Origin of the sequence: Leptospira paudalimensis (assembly GCF_026151345.1) — a bacterium.
Taxonomy (GTDB): Bacteria; Spirochaetota; Leptospiria; order Leptospirales; family Leptospiraceae; genus Leptospira_A; species Leptospira_A paudalimensis.
This window is the reverse complement of record NZ_JAMQPR010000001.1, coordinates 3566526-3590312: the sequence shown is the minus strand read 5'-3', so window position 1 is coordinate 3590312 and position 23787 is coordinate 3566526. Positions and strand designations below refer to the sequence as shown.

The following is a 23787-nucleotide window of genomic DNA, read 5'->3' as shown; positions in this document are numbered from 1 at the left end:
ACTTTATGCCAGATTCTTATAAAATCATAGCTTCTGTCGGTGAGGATGAATTACGGCACCTTCAAAAAAAAGATGTAAAAGATGTAGATGTCATCGAAGTGAGATTGGATTTATTCTCTAGAAATTACATCCAAAAAGAAATGAAAAAGAAAATCAAAGCACTTGGTTTACCAGTGCTTTTTACATATAGAAGAGCCGAAGACAGTAGTGTTCGATCTTATGTGAAATTATTCCCTGAAGATGTGGAAGGCATCATTAAAGATTTTAATGACAATGCCAATTATTTGGATATCGAACTGAATAGAGAAGATACAATTTTTCGAAATTATGAAACCTTAAACTATCGAATCATTTATTCTTACCATTCTTTTAAAAAATCAATTTTGGCAAATGAAATGAACCAATTCATTGCAAAATCAAAACCGGTCAAAAAAAAGAATCCTATTTATAAGTTTGCAATCACACCCGAAAACATCGAAGAAACTGCTGACTTTTTAAATGATATCAAACTTTTATCAAAAACTCAAACAATGATTGGTATTTGTATGGGTGAACTTGGAATTATTTCAAGAGTATTTGGTGATAAGTTTAATTCATCATTCACTTATATGACATTAGGTGAACCAAAGGCACCTGGTCAAATTTCAGTCGATACTTTTAAAAAACTCCGTGCGGACCTTTTCAAAAGCCCACATTCAGCAAAGGAATCAAAGGAAGAATAATGATTCTTCCTAATTGTTATTAATTTGATCCAGGAGTGGAAAGATTCGCTCCTGATACCTTTCCACCTTTTGTGTTGATAAATTCACGGAACGATTGTTCCTTCCAAACTTCTTTGAAATCTTTTTCTAAATTTGCAGATGTCCAATATTCAGGTTTTAAATCCGCTGCCATCTGAAACTGTTCTTTGGTTTTGGTGATGTCATTTTTTTTCGCAAAACAACGTGCCAAGAGATAGTGAGCTGCAGAGGAACCATTTGTTTTTTGCAGGTAAGGAATTGCTAAATCAACTTTCCCACCGTAAAAATAATTCCTTCCTCTATAAAAAATGTATTCCCTTCCATTGGAAATAGTTTGGTCTTTTTCCAAAACGGCAAAATAACTTTCGGCTGTATCAAAAGCATTGTTTTCCGTATATTTTCGCGCTAATTTTAAAAACCCTACTTGAAATTTTTCAGGTGTTTGCGATAAATCTGGAAATTTAATTTTAATGAATTCAGAATATTTTGCGAAACTAGTTTCAAATTTTTTAGTCTTATTACCAGCTTCAAACATACAAACAAAACGAAACATATGGGATTCAATTTGATTGGGATTAAAGGAAAGTGCTTTATCGGATGATTGGATACATTTTTCCCAATCAGATTTTTGTTCGTATAACCTTGCCAGTGCAAGTAGTGGAGTGTCTTTTTGAACTTGTCTGAAAGCTTCCTGAAAGGATAATTCTGCTTTTTCAATTTCTGCTAATTTTTGATAAGCTATCCCTTCATTTAGAAATACATAATATAAAAACACATTAGTATCTTTTGAGAATGGATTTTTTTTAGCTTTTTCAAAAGAATCAATGGCAGATTTAGGATCATCTAATCTTAACTTAATGATACCCATTTTGTAATGGTATCTCGAACGTGTTGGATTTTTTTCGATTAATATGTTTAGATTCGATTCTGCTTTATCGTATTTTTTTTCTTCAAATAATGCTAAAACATAATCCCAACGTACATCTTCTAAATGAGGTTGGTTTGCTAAAATTTGTTCGTAAGATTCACTAGGTTTGGTAGTTTCTTTATCTTCAATACTTTCGTCTGGTTTTTTAACTTGGTCTTTTTTGTTTTCCGTATTTTTGATTTCTGGATGTTTGGGTTCAATTTTTGTATGTTGTGTGTATGTATGTGTTGTGGAAGAAGGATTTCCTTTATTTCCTACAGCACGGTTATAAATTTTTTGAACTTCTTCATTTTTAGGATCATACTTTAGGTAACGTGATGCATACGTGGCTGATAAATTCCAATCTTGGTGGTAATTAAAAAACAAAGCTAATTTTAGAAGTACTGTTTTTCTTTGGTCTTTGTCCAAATCCAAATCAGCAGCTCTTCGAAAATTTTGAATGGATTTCGGATAATCTTTTTTGTATTCATAGATATATCCTAAATACATGTAAGCTTCACCGTCTTGCGGGTGTGAGTCGGCATGTTTGGTAAATTTTTTAATGGCTTCGCCATAAGCTTTTTTAGAAAAAGCCTTTTTACCTTCTTTCATTGCATCGCTGTCTATAGCGAAGACTGTAGTTTGAAAGATGAGAAAACTGAGAACTAAGGAAAGATATTTCCGCACGGATTCCAAACTAGTTGGAACCCATGGGAATGAAAGGGATTTTTGGAAAAAAGTTAGATCTTCGTTCTTTCTTCTTTTTGTGACGCTAAGTTACGTGAAGCTCTGAGAACGATACTCATGGTCGTTATTTGTGGGTTCACCGAAAGTCCTGTAGGGTAAACTGAGGCATCCATGACAAATATGTTTTTATGACCATAAATTTCCAAATTTAAATCAACTGCTCCCTTCTCTGGGTCGTTAGCAGACTGAATGGATCCATGTGGGTGTGCAGATCCAACTGTCAAATCACCTGGTTTTGTACTCTCTTTTAGAATCCAATCAAAGTTATCGTTTCCAGTCACTTTGTATGGTTCTGTAAAACGTGTGAAAGGAAAAATCAATTCTTTTGCTCCAGCAGCCACTGTCACTTCCGCTAATGCCTTTAATCCTTTTAACATATTCAATCCATCAGTTGGTGTGAGTTCAAAGTAGACTTTTCTTCTTCCTAAACTGTACTTCACACTTGCATTGGCTTCCCCATCCGCACCATCACGAACTAAAACAATACCAGCATTGTACTTGGTATAATCTTTCATGACATCAAACTGTTGTTTGCCGTAAAAAGGAACCAAAGAGGAAGCAAGGGTTGGTCTGTAAGGAGCCGCTTCTAACCAGTAACCATAACCAGTTCCATTTTGGTTATGACCATCCTTAATCACAATGGATTGTGGTGGGCCTTGGAACATTTTGATTTCGGTATCAAATTTACCAAAAATAGTGGATGTTGGGTGGACTTTTAAATTCCTTCCTACCCATCCATTTCCAATTCCACTCCTTTGTAATAGAGCAGGTCCTTCAATGGCACCAGCACTCACAATCACAACAGGTGCTTTGATTTCCATGGTTTCAATGATTTCAGTTGGTGCTTTTTCATATGCATCGGGTATGAATTCGGCAACCACTGTTTTGATTTTTCCATCCCGAATTTTAACAGCACGCATATTGGAAACAACAGTAGCTCCGGCTTCTATCGCATCAGGTATCCAAGTGAGAAACGTAGATTGTTTAGCATTGATTGGGCAACCAAGTCCACACCTACCAAGACCAATACATCCACGATTATTATTTCTTAAAACTTGTGGAGTTAATCCAATTTTTTTGCCACCAACGCGTAATACATTATTGTTTGCATTGATCAAGTTATCTGGTACTTCGTGTACACCTAATCTTTCATGTACTTCTGAAACATAAGGATCCATCTCTTCTCTCGAATACCCTTGCCACCCAAATCGTTCGTTCCATTCATTGGTAACATAATCAGGAGGGTAAAGAGATGTTTGCCAGTTTACTGTTGTTGAACCACCAATAGACTTACCTTGTAGAATTGATAACGTCTGTTCTTCGGTTACAATAAATCCAGCATCTCGGTAGAGTCTTGCTTGTGATACAAATTCGTCAGAACTAAATTGCGCGGGAGTGAAGTAACTACCTTCCTCAATCAGGATTACCTTCCATCCATTTTTTGAAAGTTCTCTTGCGGCAACTGCTCCGCCTGCTCCGGATCCAATGATGACTACATCCGCAGTTAGTTCCCATTTTCCATTTTGGATTTGGTGGGTTTTGATTGTTTCTGCGTGTTTTTTTGGAGTGATGATTTTTTCGTTATGAATTGAGATTCCCATGTATCGTCCGCCTTATTGGATGTAACCGACAAATTTTTGGTATTCTTTGTCAGAACTGAGAAGGAAAAATGAAATTTGTCTGAGGATGGCGTAAACACCACGTTTGATTCCAAGTGAAGAATGTTTCCATTCAAGCAACCGTTTGATACGTTCTTCAGGTGGGAGTTTGACTATTGGTGTAAAAGAAAAATCAAGTGCCATTGCTGCTAAAATAGAAGATGGAACACTAGCTAACAGCTGTATAACGCTTTCAGTTTCTATTGGATATGGATGTCCATATACATAATTATCTAACGCAAGTCCTAAATCAAAATTGGGAATGGGGTTGTCTTGTAAGAAGACTTCTTGCAAACTGCGAAAACTGTGGTATTGTTCTGGTGAAATTCCCCTAAGGGTGGGAGTGTTCACTCCTGGACCACAATTCACACCCTGTATGGAAACAGCGGTTAAGGCAAAACATTTGAGAGAAAATTTTAAGAAACGATTTCGTGAAAGTAGGAATGGTGTATGTGGCTCCAAATCTCATTTCCTTCAGTTAGATTTGAACCCATTGTGTCAGAATCTTGTAAAAATATCACTCATTTTCCTTATTTCGACAGGATGTAGTCGTTTTTTTGTAAGGACACCAAATTTCACAACCATCCAAATTCCTAATTTAATTCCTTTCTCAGAAGCAGAAGGGATCAAAAAAGACCGGTGGGAAAAATTAGCGAAACCTCGAGACCAAAACTTAATTTCAGCAATCATCTTACACAATTCAGGCAAACGAAAGTTCTCTGATTTCTTTCGATTGTCAGTTGAGAATCAATTTTTATTCCATTTGTACATTGATTCCAATGGAACCATATATGGAGATCCGATGTTTTTAACTCGGGAATGGACTGCTTCACCTGGGATCGATACTGAATCCATCCATATCGTTTATGAAGGAACTCAAGAAACTCTCTATAACCAAAACAAACAAAGAGAAGTGTTACAAAAAACCATCCAATACTTGGCTGAATCATTGTACATTCCCAAATCCAATTTTGACATTATCTCCAAAAAAGGAATTTTCACTCACAACCAAGCCAAACGTAGGTTTGGTGGATTTGTGGATTTTTCTCCTTGCGGAAGTGAGTTAGCACTCAATCAAATCCTCAAAGAAATTGGTGGGACCTTTTATGAAGAGGATGATTGGAAGGATCGATTTGTTACGGGTTGGGTTTTAAAAAAAGAAAACAAAGACCTTTTGAAGGAATCATTCCATCCAACCAATGGACGAGGGATCACCAAAGCAGAAAAAATCATATTTTCTCAATTAGAGAAAACAGACAAAGGTTTCACACCTGAAGAGTACCGAGTGAAGTATACTTTCCGCGGGAAAATCAAACCAAGTTGTGTGGTCTTACATTATACTGCGATACCAGATTACTTTCGATCTCTTCGAACCTTAGAAGCAAGGAACCTCACTGCATCCATCATGGTTGATACAAATGGAAAAGCCTACCAACTTGTGGATGTGATTGAAGACCGAGCGGCCGCAGCCACCGGGACAAATGACAATTGTATCCAAATCGAAATTGTTGCCAAAGACACAGAAGAATTACTCAAACAACCAGAACAAATCCAAAAAGTAAAAGACCTTGTATTAGAACTAACATCTAAATACAAAATTCCTTTATCCAATGAAAGGTTGGAAGATTTGAGTGGAGTTTTTAGCCATACCCAAGCCAAAAAAAAATGGGGTGGTTCGATCTTCCTGAATGCAAAAGACTTTGATCCTGGGGAAGAATATATGGAGCTCATCTTAAATTCGATTGGTGGGAAATACTTTCCAGAACCAGAATGGAAAAATCGAAGTGCTATGGACTGGGCGATTTTATACCGCAATTTTCAACCATAATAAGGAAAATCCGATGAAACAACTATTCAGCATTTTTACTCTTGGAAGTTTACTATTCTTAATCCATTGTAAGTTTAACCAAACAAACTATCACCTTACTTTACAAGAAGCTGAATACCGATACGAGACCATTGAAAATATAAAATACAATTTAGAAATCAATCTCTCACCTAAAGAAAGTTTTACGGGGAAAGTTAACATCCAGTTTGTTGGAAAAAAAATCAGAGACTTACGTTTGGATTATTTCCAAGGAGAAATCAAATCCATCATTTTGAATGGAGAGGCGCTTACTGATTTTGAATATAAAAAAGGACAAATCCAACTTCCTTCGAATCGATTGATGATTGGAAACAACACAGTTTCTGTTTCCTTTGAAACACCTTATGCCAAAACGGGGAATGGACTCCACAAATTCCTAGACCCTGACGATAAAGAAACATATATCTACTCACAATTTGAAGCATTCCACGCAAATAAAATGTTTCCATGTTTTGACCAACCAGATCTAAAGGCAACCTTCCAACTCCAAGTAACAGCACCAAAAAATTGGAAAGTAATCTCCACAACTCTTCCCACATCACAAAACAAATCGGAAAATCCAGAAGAAGTCTTACACCAATTCCCTGAATCGAAAAAAATTTCAACTTATGTGTTTTCCTTACACGCAGGTCCATACCAAGTTTGGGAAGACAAGGCTGAATCCATTCCCCTTCGCCTTTTTGTTCGTAAATCACTTGCGAAGTATGTAGAACCTAAGGATTGGTTTACGTTTACAAAAGAAGGATTTGCTTTTTTTAATTCTTACTTCGGGATTCCTTATCCATTCGAAAAATACGACCAAGTCATTGTTCCTGAATTTAATTTTGGCGCCATGGAGAATGTAGCGGCTGTTACATTTTCCGAACGATTTGTCTCACGTTCTCCGATGACACGTTCACAAAGAGAAAATTTATCCGATGTGATTTTACATGAAATGGCACATATGTGGTTCGGGGATTTAGTCACAATGAAATGGTGGAATGGACTCTGGTTAAACGAAAGTTTTGCAACTTACATGGCAAGTTTAGCCCAAGCTAAAAATTCCGAATTCCAAGAAACATGGATTAGTTTTTTTGAAAAAATGAAACAATGGGCTTATGAAGAAGATGGTTATAGCACAAACCATCCAGTAGAAGCAAAGGTAAATGATACAGAAGAAGCTTTTACACAGTTTGATGGCATTACCTATGGAAAAGGTGCTTCAGTAATCAAACAACTTGTGTTTTTTATCGGAGAAGAAAGTTTTCAAAAAGGAGTTCAAAACTATTTACGAAAATACTCCTATTCCAATTCTACCTTACTCGATTTTTTAAGAGAACTCGAATTTGTGAGTGGGTTCTCTATGAAAAAATGGTCCAAAGATTGGTTAGAAACGAAAGGTACAAATCAAATTGAACTCACAACCGTTTGTGCAGATAATCATCTATATGGAAAAATTGTACAAGCAGCTCCTGGCCCTGAGAACAAACTACGTGATCATAAAACAATTTTAGGTCTCTATTTTTTTGATAAGGCCAACAAACAAGTTTCATACGAACAATTCCCTGTTGTTTATTCCGGTAGATCGAGTGAAGCGATTCTAGGAGTAAAATCCTGCCCTGATTATGTATTGTTCAATGCTGAAGACCATGACTTTGTGATTTGGAAATGGACAGATGTAAATAAACAAAATTTAGAATTTGTATTGGAGTATGACAAAGACCCAATGCGAAAACTAATCTTATGGACAGACTACTTTAGACAAGTATCACTTGCGAACATCACCTTTGATGAATTCAAAGACAGTGCAGTTCGTTTGTACCAAATCGAAACTGATACAAAAATCAAACGATGGATTTTATCAAAGTTAGCGAGTGATAATGGTTATACATATCTAACTAGCCGATTTTGGTTTCCTGAATCCAAACGAAATGCTGATTTAGAATCCTTACAAAATTTTCTTTTAGATGAATTAAAAAAAGTAAAAGCGGGAAGTGATGAACAAAGGTATTTATTTCTGTCTCTCATCGATTCAACTTATACCGAAGTGAGCCAAAAAAGATTATATGATATTTTGGAGAATAAACTCAGTTTTTCAGGCCTAAAACTCGATCAAGATTTACGTTGGAATATGATTATCAAACTTAGCTCTCTCGAAAAAGACCGAAATAAAATTCAATCCTTCATTGATCGTGAAAAGAAATTGGATCCATCCAGTCGAGGTGTAAATTCAAGTTTAGCAGCAGAAGCTTCGGAACCAAATCCAGAAGTTAAACAAAAATGGATTCAAGTCTTATTAAATCCAAAGACTAGTAACCTTTCCTCTTCTACTCTTAGAGTGGTTTCCTATTCTTTATTTCCGGAATACCAAAAGAACATCCAACTTCAATTTTTAGATCAATACTTTGATGCTTTGGACAAGTTCCAACATACAGATGATGAAAACTACTTGGATGCATTTGCAAAAAGTTTAACACCCGATTTTTGTACGGATGAAACTTTATTAATCTTAAAAAAATTCACAAACAATCACCCAAAATTGCCAGCTCCAGTGAAAAAAACCTTACTCAAACAAATCGATTCAGAGAAGAAATGCATTCAAATGAAATACAAACATAAAGAATTAATGATTCAATAAAGGTTCAAACTTTGGTTCAAAAAAAAATATTTTTGAGTTTTCTATTGTTTGCACTTTTTCATCTGATATTTGTTAGTTGTGCGTCACCAGGATTTGGTCCAAGAGGATTTATTTTTACAAAAACCAAAATCGGTGTTTATGGTACAGGAGAACCTTCTAAAAGACGAATCACTTCCTGTGTCCATTCCATTCTTGGTTTATTTTCATTTGGAAATGCATCATTTGAATTTCTAAAATCTAGGTCCAAAATCCAAACTGTCACTGAAACCAATTGGACAACTCTTGTTGTACTTGGTGTGTATGCCAACCTATGTGTTGAGATCTCTGGAAACGAATGAAAGTGAAACTTCAAAGGATTCAATTTTATTTTGTCTTTTTGATCCTCTTAGGATACCTTAGCTCTTGCGCTAATTTAGGCCAACCACAAGGTTTAGGTCCAACAGGGCTTCTATATGCTTCCTATACAATTGCTGTTTCGGAAAGACCTCTCCCCAAACAGTCATTAAAACAAGGAAAGGCATGCCTAAAACGGATTGGATTCTTTTATGTGACGGGAGATGGTAGCATTTTATCAGCAGCACAAGAGGGAGGAATCCAAGAAGTGTTTCGAATCGAAAAAGAGGCAACGAATTACCTCTCTCTCTATTCTACTTTGTGTACGGTTGTTTGGGGGATTTAGTTTTTTTTACGAACCACTTTATCTAACATATCTGGATAATCGGATATAATTCCATCAACACCACAAGTTACCAAACGATTCATTTCCTTTTCGGTATTAACCGTCCAAGGAATCACCATCATCCCTTTGTCATGAGATGTTTTGACAAATCTTGGTGTTACATATAAAAAATATGGTGAAACGATATCTGCTTGTTTCTCTTTTGCTAAACCAAGAATTGTCTCCCTATATCCATTCCCAAGTCCAATGGTCATTAAAAATCCTTGGAAATATGTTGGTACGAACAACGCACTTGTTTTAATTTTTGGATTCTTTTGTTTCGACACTGAAAGTGTTCTCATATCAAATGATTGGATTGTCGAACGATCTACCACTTTATATTTTTCTATGATTTGAATGAGTTTTTCAGTATGTTCTTTGACTAAACTATCAGGTGCGGATCCATCATCTGGAAATTTGGTTTCGATATTAAATTCATATACTTCTTTCGATTTTTTTTCATGTCTCAAAACTAATTCAAAAAATTCTTCGAGTGATAAAAGTTTTGTTCCAGGTACAGGAATTTGTTTTGGAAAATTAGGATTTTGTTTAGAACCACAATCTAATGCTTGTAATTCAGCAAGTGTAAGTTCATATAATGATTTTTTTTGGATTTGAGTTCCATCAACATTTTGGCAAATGACTGGATTGGTATCAGAATCATGATGGATGACCACACGTTTGTCTTTTGTTAAAACGGTATCTAATTCTAAAGTAACCATTTTATATTTGATTGCTTCTTCAAACGCTGGCCATGTATTTTCTGGTTTTAATCCGCGTGCACCACGATGTCCCTGTAAGTCGATGTCTTTACGCAAACGATTGGGAGTTTCAACTGTAGCACAATTCACAACTAACAAACTAAAAAAACTCACGGCTATGTAGAGTTTACTAAATGAGAGAATCAATTTCATCAAAGGTTACCTGCTTTTACAAAATTCCATTGATTTATTTTATTGCATCAAGTAAGAAAAAAGTTTCGATTTTACAAAAAAAATGAAATGATTCGCAGATTGAAAAATTGAATGGATTGTTTCTTTTTGTCTTCTTTTGCCAGTCTCAAAAAGGAAAAGAATGGAAAAAACGAGCACACCACCTACGGTAACATCGGTGGTGGCTCCAGAAAGGAAATTTAGCGTAAATTCAGCGTAACGCAAATTTTCCAATCTAAGTCAACCTTATCCATGCGAATCTTATACATCCAAACCGTTCTTAACGTTTTTGGAGCCTTTTCAGAACGTAAATAACGGTTTTTTACAATTTTTTTTGGGAACTCATGGAAAAATTAAATCATTTCAGAAATTATAGAGAGAGAAGAAATCTCACACGCATTCAATTATCAGAAAAATTGAATATTCCACGATCAGCTATTGAGTTATTGGAATCAGAAGATTGGATCCGCTCTAAATTTGATTATGTCGTTTTGGTCTCTAAAGAGCTTGGTCTATCACTCATTGATCTCATTCGAAATGAATTTGATTACGATTTAGAAAGAGAATTTTTTAATGAGGAAGAATTTGAAGAGATTGTAGCTCGTTATGCCAATGCGAGAGTCACTTTGATACTTTCAGAACTCAAACTTTTCTGTCGGAATGCCAAAGTGCGATTAGATGATTTTGATGTGACAGAACTTTCCTTTTCCATGGGAAGTTTACACAAACTCATCACACTCAATCAAAAATTGGAACGTGGTGAAATTAGCACAAAGGATGCGCTTGTTGAATTTCCACCGAAGTGGGGAAAATTTAGCAACCGAAGTAACTAAAGAAAAATTCGAAACGAAACCTGTGGACTAAACCACAAGTTCGTCTTCTCCCGCACGAGCCACAACGATCTCGCCCGCTTCTTCCAGTTTACGGATGATGTTTACAATTTTTTGCTGAGCGTCTTCCACGTCTTTCAAACGAACAGGTCCCATAAAGTCCATATCCTCTCGGAGTAAGTTGGCAGCACGTTTGGACATGTTTTTAAAGATTTTATCTTGTACTTCGGAATCTACGGACTTGAGTGCTTTCGCCAAATCTGTGTTATCGACTTCTCGCATTACCTTTTGTATCGCACGGTCATCGAGTAAAACGATATCTTCGAATACGAACATTCGTTTTTTGATCTCTTCGGCAAGTTCCGGGTCTTCTTCTTCCAAGGCTTCGATGATGGTTTTTTCTGTTCCGCGGTCTACTAAGTTCAAAATTTCCACCACAGAATCAATACCCCCAGCAGAAGTATAATCTTCAGAAGCAAGAGTAGAGAGTTTACGCTCTAACACACGTTCTACCTCGCGAAGTACGTCTGGTGAAACACGGTCCATCGTTGCAATCCGTTTTGCCACTTCCGCTTGGATTTGGTGTGGAAGGTTCGAAAGGATATTGGATGCTTTTTGCGGATCCAAATAGGATAAAATAAGGGCGATGGTCTGAGGGTGCTCCCCCTGGATAAAGTTGAGAAGGTGGGCCGGGTCTGTTCTACGAATGAAGTCAAAGGGCCTAACTTGCAGAGACGAAGTGAGCCGGTTAATGATATCTATGGCTTTTTGGTTCCCGAGTGCTTTTTCAAGTAGTCCCCGTGCAAAGTCAATACCACCATTTGTGATAAACTCTTGTGCCATCATGAGTTCATTGAACTCAACGAGTACCTTCTCTTTGTCTTCAGGAGTGATTTTATCTAAACGAGCAATTTCGAACGTGATTTGTTCGATCTCATCTTCACGAAGGTGTTTAAAGATTTCGGAGGCCACTTCGTTTCCAACCGCAACCAAAAAGATGGCGGCCTTTTGTCTTCCTGTGAGCGATGGCTTCTTATTGATCATACTTCGTCCCGAAATCCGTACTACTTAGTTTATCGGCGGACTCTGAAAAAAACAATGAGATTTATTCTGGGAGAAATTTCCCACCTTCTGCCAAATTTTGTTACGCACAGGAGATGGGCATTTTTTATGTTGACCGGTCTATTATTTTCTTAACGAATGGGTTTTGTGGGCAAAAAGGGAAGTGTTACCAAACAAAGGATCATTGAGGTCATGGCCGGACTTTTGGAAGAAAACGGGTATGAAACAACAGGCCTCAGCGAATTGGGAAAGGAAACAAATACTCCGAAAGGTTCACTGTACTTTCACTTTCCTGGTGGGAAGGAGGAACTGACGAGTCTTGCCATCTTACACTCGGGAGTACAATTAAATGAATTTTTTCATCTTATACTCTCAAAAAGTGAAAGTCCAACTCATGCCATCAAACAAGTGTTCTCTGCTTTGGAAGATCGGATTGTAACAAGTGATTACAGAAAAGGATGTCCCATTGCCACGACAGCAATGGAAGCCGCGAATCAATCAATCCCAGTGGCAAATGCTTGTAAAGAGGTGTATGTTTTATGGTCAAAAACAATTGAATCTTATCTAATTCAAAATGGGTACAACCCGAGAGTTGCAAAAACACTTTCTGTTTCCATCCTTTCCTTATGGGAAGGAGCCCTTCTCTTATCAAAACTCCAAAAGTCTCCCGAACCCCTTCGAATGGCGCAAAAAACAGCAGATCTTTTGCTAAAAACTTAAAATGAAAAACGATTTCATCTAGAATTCAAAATCAAAGTTACAATCAAATATAGGAAATGAAACAAATGAAACCTCTATCAAAACAAAAGTCCATCTCGATACTTACCATCATTGTCTTGGTATGTTTTACATTGTATTTTTTAGGATATCCGAATGAAACCATCCAAATGGATTTAACTTCCAATCCAAGCATAAACCAAATTCCAAAACCGAAGGCTAAATCCAGTTTGGTATTTTCCATCTTAAAAACAGGAGAAGCAAAAACTCTTGAAGGGTTTGTGATTGAAGGTGGCTCAATTTTGAATATAGTCACTGTTTCTCATTCTAGTTTTTACATCCAACACCCGAAGGGAAATTTTCTTTTTGATACTGGCCTTGGAACCAATATCGAAGAACAGTTCACGGTATTTCCTTTTTACTTAAAACTATTAATGGAATATAAACTGAATGAAACGACAAAATCACAATTACAATCCAATAATGTTAATATCAATTCGATTGAAGATGTATTTTTTTCACACCTACATTGGGACCATGCCAGTGGGCTTAAGGATTTTCCAAATGCAAACATTCATAGTGTAAAAGAAGAATTAAACAATCCAAAGATCGAACTAGGTTACATTCCTTCGCAATTTGAAGGTGAATCTGTAAAATGGAAATATTTAAATTTTACGAATACACCTTATGCTTCTTATGCGAAAAGTATCGATTGGTATGGAGATGGAACTGTTGTTTTTGTTCCTATGAAAGGTCACAGTGAAGGTTCAGTTGGTTTATTTTTACATACAGAAAATGGAGAAACATACTTTTTAACAGGTGATATTGTTTGGCGAAAAGAAGGATTTGTGAATCTCAAACACAAACCTCGTGGCGCAAGATGGATTGTCGATTTTGATACAAAAGAGTTAGGAGAAGAAATTGCCCGTGTCCATCAGCTTCTAATCGATAACCCAGGACTCAAAGTCATCCCTGCTCATGACTATGATACACAATTCCCACTTGGGTTTTATCCAAAAGTAATTGGTGGAACCAAACTTTTGACAATGGAGTGAGCAACAAAATTAGAAAGGTAAAATCCATTGGGGTTTCAAAATCAATGAAAGAAACTGAAAATTATATTAAGATTCCCCAATCCAAGTGTTAAAATTAACCGTTCGTATCTTTGTTTTCCGACTCCACCGACTTCTTTTGGAGTAACAGTCCTTTGATCCCTTGTAAGGATTGTTCCAATCGTTCGATTTCTTTTTGAATGGAGTCACGATTTTCTTGGATCACATTGTGAAAACCATGTGCTTTGCCCATAAACTCGTGGTAGTCAAGTGATACTTGGTGGAGAGCTGCATCCCATTGTTTGGGAGCAATTCGTCTTTTTTTCCAATACACCTTTTTGCCAATACCATAGAGCCATTGGCCCATACCAATAGCATGTAAAGGCACAAGGATATACAACGAAGCAATGATGACCTTGCTATAGGTTACTTCTTTGGCGAACAAACCCCAGAAGTAAAGCCAAAGTGCAGAAAGTAAAACAACCGAAATAGTCAAATTGGTTTTCGGTGTACTAGGAGAGATTGAGTTAAAAATAGAAAGGAGGATGACAGAAAAGATCAGTAAAAGGAGAACTTCCCAAGGGACTAATGTAAAAAATAAATCCCAAAACTTTTGAAAGTTTTCCCAACTGGTTTTGATCTGATTGATCGTGGTTTGGATTTCAACAATTTGGTTTTGGATTTTTTGAAAGAAGTCTGTGATTGCTGACATGAACCAAATACTAAACAAAATCAAAAATCAGGCAAGTGGTTTCTTTGTCCGATTTATCTCACCTAGCACCACAAGAAATTTACTCGTATTGTATGCGATTTTGGTGATACCATTTTTCGTTTATCACGAATCCCATCTTCCATGGCATTATGTGTTAGTTTTATGTTTGGTCTCTTTATTCGTCGGACTTCTCATTACTTACATAAGTTTATACATCATCCAATTGTACTGGAGAGAAACGTTTCATCCATTGGTTGAAATTGGAGTGTTAATCCTCTTTATCTTTGCTCTTTGGTTAGCAGAAGTGTTAATTTTTGAAGCAGGCACCGTCTTTTTATTTATCTTTGTTATCATCGCATTTTTCATTCGTATTTTACAATTAACAGAATATGCTAGGCTTTTACTCGCATTTTGTCTTGTGGCGAGTAATGCATTCATTTCATTTAAAGCGTTACAAGGTGCTGAAGTTTTATCTGCCTATTTACTCTTTAAAAACAAATACCAAATAGAAGAAAAAAACTTAAACAATTGGGTTATCATCAATGAAAAAGAACATTGGAATGAAGAACTTCAATTTGGATTTACTTTACCAGAGGGAATGTTTTTTTATAAACCAGATGATTTAACCTTGGAAAACAAAACGGGTGTAGGTCAAATTGCTGGTCTCTTATCATTTAGCGATCATGATGCAGAACGGTATCCATTTGTAAGGATTTTTTATTTTCCTGATTACGTTGGGTTTCAAAAAGAACAAGCGATCCAGGAATTTTCAGAATTTTTAAAAATACAAGTCAGTAAAGGTGACATCGAGGACTTACAAGAAATCCAACAAAAAGAAATCGAAGAATTTATCTTAGTCAGTAAATTTTGGACATTTTATGATTTGTTACGGCCCCGTTATTCAAAAACCGGTTTTATGATCATAGAAACAAATAATCACGATAAACTTTTGTTACATATTACTGAAAATTTAGAAAAAGGAGAAATTCACGAATCAGTCATTCGTGAATTTTTGGCATCAATTCGATTCAGAAATTGATTGTAACGCAATGAGTGAAAGTGGATCAACTAACACTCCATTAATTTTTGCACCCAAGTGTAAGTGAGGGCCAGTGGACATACCAGTAGTTCCTACTGTTCCAATCTGCTGTCCTTGTTTCACTTGTTCACCAACTTTCACTTTAATCTCATCTTGGTGCATATAAAAAGAAAAGATTTTATTCCCATGATCGATGATGGTAAAATTTCCTTCATAATAAGTTTTTTGTGCTAAAACAACTGTTCCATCTTGAATCGCATACACAGGTGTTCCTGTTTTCCCTCTAAAATCAACACCACCGTGAGGGCGACCTTGTTTGTTATTATAATCTCGTCTTACATAGAATTTACTTGTGATGTAAATAGACTCTAAAGGATTTTTAAAATTCTTTTGGAATTGTAATTGGCTCGATTTTGAAAATGCTAATTCTTTTGCGTTTTTACATTCTTGGATAAAATCTAAGACTTCCTTTGGCAATTCCTTTGTGACAAACTTTTCATCGACTTTGATTTGTTGGTTTTTTTTGATCACTTGGAACTTGGTTGGTTCCAAGATAATTTGGTATTGTTTTTGGCCACGTTTGACAAAAAAGATTTTGGAAACTATCTCTAAGGTCATCGCTCCTGCTGGAGTGTCTGGAGAGATTGGTAAAAATGCGATCATACTATTTTCGCGTTTGGTTAATATGACGTCTTTTCCTAACCAACTCACTTTGTAGGATTCATTGATCCATTTCTTATCTTTTGGAGTTAATCGTAAAAAAATTACTTCACCCCGACCAAACCTGCGAGCTTCCATTAGAAGCGAAAAATTTTTCTCTTCTTTTTTTACAAAATAATTTCCTGAAGACGTTGTATGTTTGGGAGATTTCTTTTTATTTTCACGTGATTCAGCAGGTACTGCTTGGACAAAGAAAATGATTATGAAGAATATAGAAAAATAACGAACCATCTCTCCAAATTTCGGCTATTTTGTTTTCGCGGATTCGTTAAATTTTTGTACAAACGCAACAAATTCTGGCTCAGGTAGTGGTTTGCTGTATAAATACCCCTGGATCATATGACAACCCAAGTCATGTAACAAATCCCTTTGAGCAGGGTTCTCAACACCTTCTGCAATTACTTCTAGACCTAGAGAATGTGCCATATTGATGATTGCCTTACAAATAGCGCGATCATCTTCATTGAGTTCTAAATCAACAACAAAGGATCGATCAATTTTGATCACATCCGCGTTGATTTTTTTGAGATAACTCAAGGAACTATAACCAGTTCCAAAATCATCAATTGAAACTTTGATCCCGAGTTCGGATAAATACTCAAATGCTTCGATGCTTTTTTCTGGATTTTCCATGATTGAACTTTCAGTGAGTTCTAACTCAATTTCTTCCGGATTGATTCCATATTGTAAAATCGTTGCCTGTACTCGGTGAGACCAATTAGCACGCGCTAGCTGTTTACCACTCACATTGATACTGAGTGGAAAACTTGGTAAATTCATTTCGCACCAAGTTTTTTTCAAACGACAAGCTTCTTCTAAAACCCAATCCCCGATCCGCTCGATGATACCCGAGTCTTCTGCAACGGGAATGAATTCAATTGGTGGAACCCAACCCCTTTCTGGATGTTTCCATCGGATGAGCGCCTCAGCTCCGCAAACTTGGTTGGTAATCGTAGAGATTTTAGGTTGGAAAAATAAAATTAACTCTTCGTTTTGGATGGCCTTTCGAAGTGAGTTTTCAATGTACAAACGTTTTTCGGATCGTAAAATGAGTTCGTTTGTATAAAATTTATAATTATTTCTGCCTAATTCTTTTGCTTTGTACATGGCCATGTCAGAATTTTTTAGTAACTCGGCAGATGTTACACCGTCATTAGGTGAAAGAGCAATTCCCATACTGACAGTCGTGAATAAATCTCTTCCCATGATATGAAATGGTTGGCTTAAGATATCTAAAATTTTTTGCGCAAACTCAGCAGCCGCACTTTTATTTGGAACATCAACTTTCAGAATTGCAAATTCATCTCCACCAAAACGAGCAACGGTATCCACTTCTGTCATCACTCGTTTGAGTCTTGCTCCTACCATTTGTAATAAAATATCACCTTTGGTATGACCCAAACTATCATTGATGAATTTAAAATTATCGATATCAAAAAAGTAAAACGCGAGTAAGGTTTCTGTTGATTTATGATTTTTGAGTGCTTGGTTCGCATGATCAATAAATAGAGTACGATTTGAAAGTCCTGTTAATGCATCATAATAAGCTAGGTAGGTAATTCTTTCTTCCGATAATTTACGTTCCGTAATATCTACACCAAAACTAATAAATCGTTTTTGTTTGGTTTCGGAATCGTCAATAGGAATGTACTTTCTTAAGAGATAAGTAACTTTATCATTATGATCTTGGATGAGTTCTTCGAATTCAACGATTTCATTTTCTTTCGCTGCAACTTCTAAGAATTTTTTCCTACGTTCATAAAACTCTGGAGGTAAATCTAATTTTTCAGCAAGGTCAACATCTGTTTTTTTGAATAACCATTTGCGAATTTCTTTATTGGATAAAAATACTGGGTTTGTATATTCATATTCAAAATTTGAATTTAGCACTGCAATGTCAGAGTCCAAATTATCCAAAATAAATTCATAAAATGCTTTTTGGTTTTTGACTTGTTCTTGTGATCGTTTCCGTTCCGTGATATCTCGGAACGTAGCCCATATCGCCATCTTACCATTCACTGGAAACAACCGGAAAGAAGACTCTGTTGGGATCAATCTACCTGATTTTGTTCTGAGTGCAGCACTTTCGATTAAGTTTCCTTCAAACTCTGCATCTTCATCAACTTCAACCGGTGGCATAAAGTATGAAAATTCTTTGCCAATAATTTCATCTAGTGTATATTCCAATACAACAACTGCTTGTTTGTTTGCATTGATGATTTGTTTGGTAGTTGGATCAATTTGCATTAGAATGTCCAAAGACTCTTCAAAGACATTTTCTAAAACCACAACCTTTTCGCGAATTTTATCATAGGCAATCGATCGGTTCATATCTTCTATCAAGCGTTCTGCGAAGTTTAATACCAAATCCAAGTTTCCTACTGAATATGTAGGTTCCGCTAAATGTAAAAATGTAGGGTGTGCAACTTGGGATAGTTCTTCTGGTGAAAGAATGTTAGGCGATAAAATGATATAAGGAGATTCAGGAAAATGTTCAAAAATAAATTTTTGTTTTTCCATTGCATTGGAATCATTCCAAAATAAAAACACAGCTGATTCTTGGATAGAGCCAGGTTTGATTTTTAAGATCGATGGGAAACTATGTACATGACAAGTTTCAATGTTCGTTATGTCACGTAACAGCCGATTGTAGAAGTTATGATCAGATTCTTCAATATAGATTGTGATCTGTTTCAGTGACATGACCTAGGCATAGTAGACGAAAAATCCTTTTCCTTACAATAGATTTTTTTAACCATACGCGTATGCGACATGAGAGTCATCGATCCTTTATGTATGAGTATTGTATGACCAATCATAAGGAAAATAGACTCTTTCTGTCACAGTACTGTCATGGTTCGAAAAAAAGATCATTCCCTATAAAATGAAATTGATTCTCAATAACAGTACGGAAGTTTGGATAAAAAAGACCGAGGTTCTCATGAATTTCTTAGCTACAAAGTTTAAAACATTACTTCTACTGGCTCTCTTAGGTGGACTCACCTTCCAGTGTGAAAAAAAAGAAGATAACCAAGATACAGTGACTGTTGCGGCACTTGCTGCGATCTTTAGCTCAGCAGGAGACTGTACAGTCAATGCCCCTCCAAGAGCAAGTATCAACACATTTACGACATCCATTACTGCAAATGGGTCTGGGACAATTTCTCAAACTGGAACTGTACCAGTTGTAGCGCATAAAAACGCAGCTTTAAAACTCACTGCGAAAAACACAACTGCAGTCGCATTTTCAGGTGGAAGTGCCTTCCTAATCGTATACCAATCATCCTCTTGTCCTTTAACGACTTCAACGACATCAGGTTTTACGACTAGTATCTCCTCTTCTACTGAATTTACCAATTCTTATCTATTGAGTAACTCAGGTACGATCACGTTTAATACTGCGGGAGATTATTACATATTCATCTATGCAATTCCTTCCAGAGGACAAACTGCAAATTTATCCTATACTGTAACTAACCTATAAACACTTTGAAGTACATTGTTTTTGGGATTCTAATTCTATTTGCGTCATGCGCAAGGCAGAAGGCTGCCTTGACAGACCAAGATTTGCTTGTGAATAATTTAATCACGAGCATTGTGAATGCTGGGAATCCCAATGCATTGGATAAAATTGTTTTTTCCCGTTCCAATGGGGATGGGAGTTATACAACAAGGTTTAACGCAACCAATTTAGATTTTTATATTTATTTCCAATTTGAAGCGAATAAACAAATTCCTTTTTCAGACAAAGACAAACTCACATGGGATATTGCATTTAATCGTTATAAGGTGGCTACAAATTCAGGCGACACAAATCGGTTTGGACTAGGTGGTGGATGTAAAAGTAATACAACTGATTTTGGAATCGCTAGTTCCACTTCTGCCACTTCTCAAGGTTGTACAAATTTCACAACAGACATCTCCACAACGACACAAGGGATTGGTGGAGCCGGTGCAGTTTACATAGGCAATCCACTCGTGACTGAATGGTATAATTATACGATTGGTTTTTTATCGCCAAAAACTGATATCTTTCTGATCCGTTCTGGTACAGGAGCGGCAATTTACGCCGTACATATTGAAAATTATTATAGTGATGCAGGAACTTCTGGGTATCCTACCATCCGTTGGAAAAAACTTCCTTAATGATAACAAATTTACAATTCTTATTCCCAATAATATGTTTGTTTTTACTCTTTTTAGGGGAACTCCATGCACAAACTCGCACAAATGGAAAAACAACAAAACCTACACCTAACACAGAAACTACAGCACCAAATCCACAACCGAATCCTCCCGTAGAACCAAAATCCAACCCAGGACAAGAACAGGGGCAGGAAAAAACTCAAACAGGAACTTTTGAAACAAAACCAGAAGATAACACAGAAGAGGATCGATTTAAAGAGTTAGATAATAAAAACGGAATTGTTGTCACTGGTTCCCGTGGAGAACGTCGGCTCAAAGACTCTGCTGTTGCCACAGAAGTAATTTCCCGCAAACGAATTGAACAAACAGGTGCGCGTAACCTAGGTGAGGTGTTAGATACCCAACTTGGAATCAATGTAACTCCATTTTTCGGCGGATCACAAGTTCAAATGTTGGGCCTTGATTCGAAGTATGTATTATTTTTAGTGGATGGACAACGGGTTGCAGGGCGACTCAACAACACAATCGATTTGACTCGATTTAAAGTGCAAAATATCGAACGGATTGAAATTGTAAAGGGTAGTTCTTCTTCTTTATACGGTGCCGATGCCATTGGGGGTGTGATCAATATAATCACCAAACAAGCAGAAAAACCAGAACATTACCAATTCCGTACTTCTTATGGAAATGGCCGACAAATGAATTTTGGATCCCAAGGCGAAAAGAACATGATTGCCGATGTTGGTTTCAAAAATGATTTTGTAGCGACTAATTTTTTTGGTGGGTTCAATCAATCCGCAGCATACGACTTAGATCCAAGAACTCCTGCAACCACTGGAAACTCTTTCCAAGACAATAGTCTCGGTGGGAACATGACATTTAATCCGGATGGGCAATTCAAAGTAAAAACTGGAATAAATTATTTAAATCGTAACCAAGCTGGTGTAGATTCTCGTGCTACTGGTGGTGTGTTTGACCGTACCAATATGACAAACGACTTCCTAGCATTAGGCGCTCTTGAATACACATATGGAAAAAGAAATATGGTTTCACTGCGAGGTAATTTTTCTCGTTGGGAAAACCATTACAAATTGGACCAACGAAATTCAAATGAGCTCGATGTAAAAGAAATAACCAATGAATTTTCTTCGCAAGGTGTCGCACAAATTGATCATGAAGTTCACAAAGATCATATGATCACAGCTGGTTTTGAATCGTTTTCCGAAGAATTACAAACAGATCGACTGGAACGAAGGAATGCATACCGAACAAGACGTGCTGCTTTTATCCAAGATGAATGGGTAGTTTGGCGCCAAGGTTTTGTTTGGCGGTTGGTTCCTGGAGTGAGACATGATGTGGATTCGCAATTTGGTGGCCAAACCACTCCTAAAATTGCAACAAAAGTAGATATCACAAGTAATCTTGTATTTCGAGCCAGTTATGGAAAAGGATTTCGACCACCTTCCTTTCGTGAATTGTACTTACGTTTTGAAAACCCTGGTGTTGGTTATACCGTCGAAGGAAATGACAAACTCCGACCTGAAAAATCAACCACAGTGAATGCGGATATCGAATACACTCCATACAAATTTTGGACACTCTCTCTCAGTGTGTTTCGAAATGATATCACCGACCTAATCCAATATAGTTTTGGAACTCGTACAAGTGAATTTGCCACCTTCCAACTTAAGAACGTACAACGTGCATATACAAGAGGTGTGGAAGCAGGCTCACGTGTTCGTTTTTTAAAGTATTTTGCATTAGAACTTGGATATAACCAAACTGATACAAGGGACCTAACAACGGATAGGCCTTTAGAAGGCCGAGCTCTCCACCAAGGTACTATGAATTTTTTTGTGAATGCTCCAGGTGGTTGGGAATTCGCTCTACGTGCCAAACGGCTTGATAAACGTCCGTTTTATAGTACAACAAACGATTTTACGGCAGGGACAAGTACAGCTCTCATTGACCAACAAACAAAAAGTGTTGAAGATAACAACAAAGTGGTGTATGGAAAAGCGTTCACTCTTCTGAACGTACGAATGGAGAAAAAATTTTTTGAAGGGAGGATGTCGCTATTTTTCGGAGTAGACAATGTTTTGGACCAATACGAGCTTACTTACAATCCTATTCGTCCAAGGTTTTACTATGGCGGACTCCAAGCTACATTCTAAATTCAGTTCGCTTTTCCTTTTACCCTTAGGCATTTTTCTATTTATTTTCTCGATCAAACCTTTATTTTCCGATGAATCGAAGTTAAATGCAAAACAGAACAAAATTCTAAAAGAAACGTTTGCCTATTTAGAAACATTAGAACCCAAACGAATCAAAATCGATAAAACCACTTACAACCGACACAGTCAGTTCGAATCGTTTTTTAAATTTCCTTTTTCGGGCAAAAAACTTTCCCGTTGGATCCAATCACGCAGCAAAAAATATACATTTGGTTCCACTGGGGATTATGTAGCCATGTACCAAGACGGAGAAATTCTTTTAGGGAGGGGGTTTTTTAGTCTCAATCGATTGGATCGAGTACTTGTTTTATTACATGAAGCAAGGCATGCAGATGGTAAAAATTATAGCCATGTAGTTTGCCCTGATGATTTTCCTTATCTGAATACTCGCGATTGGAAAATCCACCCTGCCGGTAAAAAAGGATGTGACTCTGTTCCAGATGGAGGTTACGGAATCACAGCTTCTTTTTTATTTGAATTAGGTGCTTATGGATTTTTAAGCCAATCAGATGCTGCGTATCGTTATAATTCGGAAATTTCCCGAGTGATACGTGACTAGTGCATACAAACTAATTTTAAATTGGAATGCGATGCAATTTGAGTTTTAAGACGAGTTAAAATTTCCTTCGATCGATATTGATTTTCCAAATCTGTCTTACTAAATAAATACGAATGATTTTCTTTCATTAATTTACCCAATTCATTTGCATGAGTTGGACAACCAAGAAGAGTCGCCATAGCTCTAATCCTTTCACCACTCCCTTTTGTTGAATCTAACTCTAATGCACTTTCATTATAAGCAATGAATACTTCCTGTGCCATTTCTTGTTTCACAATACCATCTGTTGTACAATTGGATGTGCCTGAAGTAATTCCAAAGGTTTGAGATGAAAAACTGACATTCGTTGTCGCAGCTAGAACTTGCCCAATGTCATTTTTCCAAACAGGAACCATGGAACCAAGTCCACATCCCGCCATTCCATAAGATTCTGCATACATTGGATGATTGTTAAAAAATAATATTAAACTAATAAATGTTATGTGGAGAAAAAAAAATGTCCTGCCCCGAAAGTGATGCATAAAAAACTC

Annotated in this window: 22 protein-coding genes; 13 read left to right on the top strand and 9 right to left on the bottom strand. The window is 36.6% G+C overall.

Annotated features, from left to right (window positions below; genetic code table 11):
* Positions 1–5 precede the first annotated feature (5 nt).
* Positions 6–722, top strand: coding sequence for a type I 3-dehydroquinate dehydratase (locus tag ND855_RS16680; RefSeq protein ID WP_265359255.1), 717 nt, complete (start codon positions 6–8; stop codon positions 720–722).
* Between the two features lie 19 nt (positions 723–741).
* Here ND855_RS16680 and ND855_RS16675 read toward each other — a convergent pair whose 3' ends face one another.
* The 3 genes from ND855_RS16675 to ND855_RS16665 are packed head-to-tail and all read right to left on the bottom strand — an operon-like array spanning position 742 to position 4514.
* On the bottom strand, positions 742–2343 hold the full coding sequence (locus ND855_RS16675; RefSeq protein WP_265359254.1) for a tetratricopeptide repeat protein: 1602 nt from the start codon (positions 2341–2343) through the stop codon (positions 742–744).
* Positions 2344–2387: 44 nt separating this feature from the next.
* Entirely contained in the window at positions 2388–3995 is a 1608-nt protein-coding gene (locus ND855_RS16670; RefSeq protein ID WP_265359253.1) for a GMC family oxidoreductase N-terminal domain-containing protein, read from the bottom strand.
* 12 nt (positions 3996–4007) lie between these two features.
* Positions 4008–4514, bottom strand: coding sequence for a hypothetical protein (locus ND855_RS16665; RefSeq protein ID WP_174705058.1), 507 nt, complete (start codon positions 4512–4514; stop codon positions 4008–4010).
* Between ND855_RS16665 and ND855_RS16660 the strand changes: the two genes are divergently transcribed.
* Genes ND855_RS16660 through ND855_RS16645 form a run of 4 tightly spaced genes read left to right on the top strand, consistent with a single transcriptional unit; the run spans position 4456 to position 9215 of the window.
* Complete coding sequence (locus ND855_RS16660; protein ID WP_407658727.1) at positions 4456–5880, top strand: peptidoglycan recognition protein family protein; 1425 nt, start codon at positions 4456–4458, stop codon at positions 5878–5880. The genes ND855_RS16665 and ND855_RS16660 overlap by 59 nt on opposite strands.
* A 13-nt stretch (positions 5881–5893) precedes the next feature.
* Positions 5894–8536, top strand: a complete 2643-nt coding sequence (gene pepN, locus ND855_RS16655) for an aminopeptidase N (protein ID WP_265359251.1) — start codon at positions 5894–5896, stop codon at positions 8534–8536.
* 11 nt (positions 8537–8547) lie between these two features.
* Complete coding sequence (locus ND855_RS16650; protein ID WP_265359250.1) at positions 8548–8874, top strand: TRL-like family protein; 327 nt, start codon at positions 8548–8550, stop codon at positions 8872–8874.
* A complete protein-coding gene (locus ND855_RS16645; protein ID WP_265359249.1) occupies positions 8871–9215 on the top strand; it encodes a TRL domain-containing protein in 345 nt (114 codons plus the stop codon). The genes ND855_RS16650 and ND855_RS16645 overlap by 4 nt, the downstream gene beginning before the upstream one ends.
* Here the strand turns inward: ND855_RS16645 and ND855_RS16640 are convergent.
* Positions 9212–10168 carry a glycerophosphodiester phosphodiesterase gene (locus tag ND855_RS16640; RefSeq protein WP_265359248.1) on the bottom strand — a complete coding sequence of 319 codons (957 nt, stop codon included), beginning with the start codon at positions 10166–10168 and terminating at the stop codon, positions 9212–9214. The two genes, ND855_RS16645 and ND855_RS16640, sit on opposite strands and share 4 nt — an antisense overlap.
* Before the next feature lie 362 nt (positions 10169–10530).
* On the opposite strand from ND855_RS16640, the gene ND855_RS16635 reads away from it, so the two are divergent.
* A complete protein-coding gene (locus ND855_RS16635) occupies positions 10531–11019 on the top strand; it encodes a helix-turn-helix domain-containing protein (RefSeq protein ID WP_265359247.1) in 489 nt (162 codons plus the stop codon).
* A gap of 27 nt (positions 11020–11046) precedes the next feature.
* Here the strand turns inward: ND855_RS16635 and fliG are convergent, their stop codons facing one another.
* Positions 11047–12060 carry a flagellar motor switch protein FliG gene (fliG, locus tag ND855_RS16630; protein WP_004785217.1) on the bottom strand — a complete coding sequence of 338 codons (1014 nt, stop codon included), beginning with the start codon at positions 12058–12060 and terminating at the stop codon, positions 11047–11049.
* A 165-nt stretch (positions 12061–12225) separates the two neighbouring features.
* On the opposite strand from fliG, the gene ND855_RS16625 reads away from it, so the two are divergent.
* Together ND855_RS16625 and ND855_RS16620 are read left to right on the top strand one after the other, a co-directional pair.
* A complete protein-coding gene (locus ND855_RS16625; protein ID WP_265359246.1) occupies positions 12226–12798 on the top strand; it encodes a TetR/AcrR family transcriptional regulator in 573 nt (190 codons plus the stop codon).
* 65 nt (positions 12799–12863) lie between these two features.
* The gene (locus tag ND855_RS16620; protein WP_265359245.1) at positions 12864–13850 is read left to right on the top strand and encodes an MBL fold metallo-hydrolase; all 987 of its coding nucleotides are present in this window, start codon (positions 12864–12866) and stop codon (positions 13848–13850) included.
* Positions 13851–13944: 94 nt separating this feature from the next.
* Here ND855_RS16620 and ND855_RS16615 read toward each other — a convergent pair whose 3' ends face one another.
* Complete coding sequence (locus ND855_RS16615) at positions 13945–14559, bottom strand: hypothetical protein (RefSeq protein WP_265359244.1); 615 nt, start codon at positions 14557–14559, stop codon at positions 13945–13947.
* On the opposite strand from ND855_RS16615, the gene ND855_RS16610 reads away from it, so the two are divergent.
* Positions 14558–15598, top strand: coding sequence for a hypothetical protein (locus ND855_RS16610; RefSeq protein WP_265359243.1), 1041 nt, complete (start codon positions 14558–14560; stop codon positions 15596–15598). The genes ND855_RS16615 and ND855_RS16610 overlap by 2 nt on opposite strands.
* On the opposite strand, the gene ND855_RS16605 is transcribed toward ND855_RS16610, so the two are convergent.
* Complete coding sequence (locus tag ND855_RS16605) at positions 15578–16549, bottom strand: M23 family metallopeptidase (RefSeq protein ID WP_265359242.1); 972 nt, start codon at positions 16547–16549, stop codon at positions 15578–15580. The genes ND855_RS16610 and ND855_RS16605 overlap by 21 nt on opposite strands.
* 15 nt (positions 16550–16564) lie before the next feature.
* Positions 16565–19021: a sensor domain-containing protein gene (locus ND855_RS16600; RefSeq protein ID WP_265359241.1), complete on the bottom strand. Its 2457-nt coding sequence runs from the start codon at positions 19019–19021 to the stop codon at positions 16565–16567.
* 238 nt (positions 19022–19259) lie between these two features.
* Between ND855_RS16600 and ND855_RS16595 the strand changes: the two genes are divergently transcribed.
* The 4 genes from ND855_RS16595 to ND855_RS16580 all read left to right on the top strand — a co-directional run bounded on the left by ND855_RS16595 (position 19260) and on the right by ND855_RS16580 (position 23257).
* On the top strand, positions 19260–19802 hold the full coding sequence (locus tag ND855_RS16595; RefSeq protein ID WP_265359240.1) for an LIC20153 family lipoprotein: 543 nt from the start codon (positions 19260–19262) through the stop codon (positions 19800–19802).
* Positions 19803–19870: 68 nt separating this feature from the next.
* Entirely contained in the window at positions 19871–20464 is a 594-nt protein-coding gene (locus ND855_RS16590) for an HmuY family protein (RefSeq protein ID WP_265359239.1), read from the top strand.
* Positions 20464–22638, top strand: coding sequence for a TonB-dependent receptor plug domain-containing protein (locus ND855_RS16585; RefSeq protein ID WP_265359238.1), 2175 nt, complete (start codon positions 20464–20466; stop codon positions 22636–22638). The genes ND855_RS16590 and ND855_RS16585 overlap by 1 nt, the downstream gene beginning before the upstream one ends.
* Positions 22613–23257 carry a hypothetical protein gene (locus ND855_RS16580; RefSeq protein WP_265359237.1) on the top strand — a complete coding sequence of 215 codons (645 nt, stop codon included), beginning with the start codon at positions 22613–22615 and terminating at the stop codon, positions 23255–23257. The genes ND855_RS16585 and ND855_RS16580 overlap by 26 nt, the downstream gene beginning before the upstream one ends.
* Here ND855_RS16580 and ND855_RS16575 read toward each other — a convergent pair.
* On the bottom strand, positions 23254–23778 hold the full coding sequence (locus ND855_RS16575; RefSeq protein WP_265359236.1) for a DUF3015 domain-containing protein: 525 nt from the start codon (positions 23776–23778) through the stop codon (positions 23254–23256). The two genes, ND855_RS16580 and ND855_RS16575, sit on opposite strands and share 4 nt — an antisense overlap.
* Positions 23779–23787 lie beyond the last annotated feature (9 nt).